This window comes from Bartonella sp. MR30HLJHH, assembly GCF_042194195.1.
Lineage (GTDB): Bacteria > Pseudomonadota > Alphaproteobacteria > Rhizobiales > Rhizobiaceae > Bartonella > Bartonella grahamii.
Map to the genome: position 1 here is coordinate 1 of NZ_JBHIMO010000069.1, position 1286 is coordinate 1286.

Annotated in this window: 2 protein-coding genes; both read right to left on the minus strand. The window is 32.2% G+C overall.

Annotation, left to right across the window (positions count from 1 at the left end):
• Window positions 1-368 precede the first annotated feature (368 nt).
• Window positions 369-626 carry a hypothetical protein gene (locus ACFIKR_RS09285; protein WP_375659642.1) on the minus strand — a complete coding sequence of 86 codons (258 nt, stop codon included), beginning with the start codon at window positions 624-626 and terminating at the stop codon, window positions 369-371.
• Window positions 627-992: 366 nt separating this feature from the next.
• The coding region (locus ACFIKR_RS09290) for a YadA-like family protein (protein WP_375659643.1) at window positions 993-1286 on the minus strand (294 nt) is incomplete at its 5' end.

Genomic DNA, 1286 nt, shown 5'->3' on the forward strand with positions numbered 1-1286 from the left:
TAGGTTTTCTCTTTTTAAAATATCATGTAATGATATATGCGCGGTCTTGTGATGTACCTTTTATCTTTACGCACTACCTATCCCCCCTTTGAAAGTTATTTTATCAAAATGAGTCTTACTAATATACATTTCCGTATCACTATAGACTGTTCAAGAAAATAGCAACATAAAAATATGACTTTTTAGCAATATGGATTCTACTGTGATCTTTTTTCAACAAAAATATAGAAACATCTTCTATAAAACCTCAACGTTTATAGCGTCATCAAATATTATGCTTATCTCTAGATAAATAATGTGCGTTTGTAAAAAAATCACCCTCATTTCAATAAAATAAGAATAAATGTTGTTAAAATAATCCTTTACTATCATAAATTCAGCGTTAATCTTAAGCCAGCACCTCTTCCCCAATCTCCGCCAGAACTCATTGCAGATATATTAGAGCGATCTTTCCATCTTCTGACATATAACCAGCTCCAAAGGATATCAAAATAACTTAAATTCGATACTACTAAACTAAAAGAGGACGCCTGTTTTACTTCTTTCTGAACTATCTTAATATCATATCTTAATGCTTCAAATTTTGTATCCGTGTAAGATTTTTTATCATTAGTAACATCACTCATCGCATTATCCTATGGATTCAGCAAAAAATTTATCTATATATTTTTCCGCATCACCAAAAACTGTCTTAATCTGCTGCTCACAGTCATGTAATTGATCACCCATTGATAATATTATTATAATATATATTTCTCTTATACGGAAAAAAATCTCTTAAAAAGAAATATCGATTACTCAAATAATTCCTTTTGGAAATGATAAATGATTTTTTCATATGAAACTTCACAATAAAAAATACATTTTTACTCGCAATACGCCCTTATCTTCTATTGCTATTCATTTATGCTGAGAATAACTTTCCTTCTCTTAAAATGCCACATGTAACGCATTTGATAAGAGAAGGAAAAATTATTTCGAATTTTCTATTGTTAATTCAGTGTTATCCTAAATCCAGCACCTACCCCCCAATGTCCCCCAGCACTCGTTGCAGATATGTTAGAGCGAAATCTTCCATTTTCAGACATATAACCAGCCCCAATAGCAAATGCGGATTGACTGCGCCATACACCCGTACCAAATGAAAAACTTAATTTTCCTGGTGTATCGTCATAGCTTAAATTAGATACTGCCAAACCAATCGCTGCGGCTTGTCTTGCTTCTTTTCGGACATCCTCAACAGCATAATTTAACGTCTCAAACTTCATATCCGTATAGGATTTTGC

Coding starts and splice junctions, on each gene's coding strand:
- ACFIKR_RS09285 (WP_375659642.1), bottom strand. CDS start 626: ATGAGTGATGTTACTAATGATAAAAAATCTTACACGGATACAAAATTT.